This window comes from Planotetraspora sp. GP83, from assembly GCF_041262585.1.
Classification (GTDB): domain Bacteria; phylum Actinomycetota; class Actinomycetes; order Streptosporangiales; family Streptosporangiaceae; genus JAOEGB01.
Genome location: NZ_JBGCBZ010000054.1, coordinates 1 through 2,309 on the forward strand (window position 1 = coordinate 1; position 2,309 = coordinate 2,309).

At 70.1% G+C, this 2,309-nt stretch carries 2 protein-coding genes; both read right to left on the reverse strand.

The window, feature by feature from the left end; all coding sequences use genetic code 11:
- Positions 1 to 285: 285 nt before the first annotated feature.
- On the reverse strand, positions 286 to 1,530 hold the full coding sequence (locus ABH927_RS34135; RefSeq protein WP_370028624.1) for a GNAT family N-acetyltransferase: 1,245 nt from the start codon (positions 1,528 to 1,530) through the stop codon (positions 286 to 288).
- 87 nt (positions 1,531 to 1,617) lie between these two features.
- Positions 1,618 to 2,031: an SgcJ/EcaC family oxidoreductase gene (locus tag ABH927_RS34140; RefSeq protein ID WP_370028626.1), complete on the reverse strand. Its 414-nt coding sequence runs from the start codon at positions 2,029 to 2,031 to the stop codon at positions 1,618 to 1,620.
- Positions 2,032 to 2,309 lie beyond the last annotated feature (278 nt).

Sequence of the window (2,309 nt, forward strand, 5' to 3'; positions counted from 1 at the left end):
CTTCGATCACGAGCTACCAGGCCCTGGGACGCCTCAGGCTGTCGATCGCGCTAAGGCGTGGGCCTGGCGACACTAAACCTGCACCAGCCGGAATTCGGCTGTCTTCTCCGAGGATGCTCTGTGGCGGACGCCGGGATTCGGCGCGCTACACGCGAGGACGCCCCCGCGCAGGGCAGGAATGCTCCGCGCGGGGGCCGGTGATCCTCGTTGAGGCGAAGCCGGGAACGCCCTTCGGGCGGCCACCGATCCGATCCCCTGGTGTGGCCGCCGATCGGTGACGCGTCGTCAGAAGATCTCGAAAGCGGACGGCGGCTGGTGCCACCCGAACGCCGGGGCGGCCTTGGCGAGCGCGCCGGGACGCAGCTCGCGGATCAGGCCGGCGCCGGCCAGCGCCTGGAGCGACGCGCCGCCCATGTAGACGGCCCCGAGAGCCCGGATGTCGAACGCGAGGTCCGCGTCGTCCGTCGTGGGCGCGCAGGACGCCGCGTCCGGCGACCCGGTCAGGCGCCACTTTCCGGTGTTGACCGGCAGGAAGTCGTCGGTGACGTCGATGACGACGTCGATGGCCGTGGCGTACCGGCGCGACGCCAGCGCCTTGGCGACGTCGACGACCCGGATGTAGAGCCCGTCGCACAGGTGCGCCGACAGTTGCCGCGCCTCGCCGACCCAGTAGAACAGCGGCTCGTCGACCGAGACCGACCACGTCGAGACGTAGCGGGTGAGGTCGACCTTGAGCAGGAAACGCCACAGCGCGTCGTACGCCTCGGGGGTCGTGGACACCTGCTCGACGACGTCCACGGTGCTGAGCGGCCCGGTCCCGGACCAGGAGCTCCGCACCCGCCACAGGGCGTAGCCGTCGATGCCGTCGTCGCCTTCGTGGATGACGGCCCGCAGCGCCGAGCCGCCCGCCCGCTGGGACATGAGGTCGGCGAGGCGGTAGTCCCAGTGCGCGGCCGTACGCTCCGACCATCCCGGGCGGTCGGCGTAGACCTGGTCGTAGATCTTCACGAGGGCGTCGCGGAGGTCGGCCGGTGAGCCTTCGGTGACCTTTCCGGCAGGAGTCCCCGGCGGCGGGGTGACCTCGCGCGAGTTCACGTTGAGCGCGAGCCGCCGGACCGCCACGCCGTACCCGAACCGGTGGTAGATGCGGCCTTCGCTGGCCCAGCACAGGGTGATGCCCTCGCCGAGGGCGCGCGCGTCCTCGAAGTGCCGGCGCATCAAGTGGGTGAGGATGCCCTTGCGCCGGACGGTGGCGGACACCGCGCCCCGGCAGCCGTGGGCGGCGGGGATCACCGCGCCGGGAACCGCGATCTGCCGGGTGTTGCCGCCCAGCGTGGCGACGATCCGGCCGTCGCTCCGCACGATCAGCGAGCGCTCGGGCTCGAACAGCTCGCGCTCTGCCTCCAGGCTCTGGGGGTCGCCGTCGATGTTGATGCCCGCGGAGAACACCGCATAGATGTCTTCCCAGTCCTCGTGGGCCGGGACCTCGATCGAAAAGTCGTCGGTACTCCCGACGGTGTTGCTCGTCATTCGGTAGCCTCCGGAATGCCGCGAAAGAGTCTTTGCCGGATGTCGGGGAACGGCGCAGCGAGCCTGGCCGCGGGAGCGCGAGCGGGGTCAGGCCGCGCCGATGAGGGTGTTCTGGTAGGCGGTGATCAGCCACTGCCCGTCCTGCTTGGCCAGCACCCACGTCGCCCGGACGGCACGCTCCGGCGCGACCTCGGCGTCGCCGGGAGCGAGGACACCGCCACGCGTGACGAGCACGGCCGCGTCCTTGCCGATGAACTTCGCCGAGATCGGGTCCCCGGTCACCCGGGTGCCCTTGTAGGGGCCGGAGTACGCCTTGGTCATGAACTCGCGGATCCCCTGGCGGCCGCTGACGAAGATGTCATCGGGGAGGATCATCGTGGCGTCCTCGGTGAAGACCTCGGCGAAGGCCTCCGCGTCGTTCTTGGCCCACGCGGCGACGATGCGCCGGGGCACCTCGCGGACGGCCGTCACGTCGTCGGTGATGGTCGATGAAGAGCTCATGTCTGTCGTTCCTTCGCTGAACGGCTGGAACACGGATAAAGGCCGCGAGCCGACAGGGGTCCGAGCGACCGAGCCCGAATCGCCATCGGTCACCTTCGCATCGTGATCGCCGCCTGTCCCGCCGTGCATCTCTCGCCGTGCGGTGTCCCCCCAGCCGGGAGTGCCCGGCCTGTACGGCGTGCCCGGCCTGCGGACACGCCGACAACTTAGTCAATCTTGACAACAGATATTGTCGGTGGGAGGGTAAGGGCCCGAAAGAAGCCTCGTCACAGCCGGAC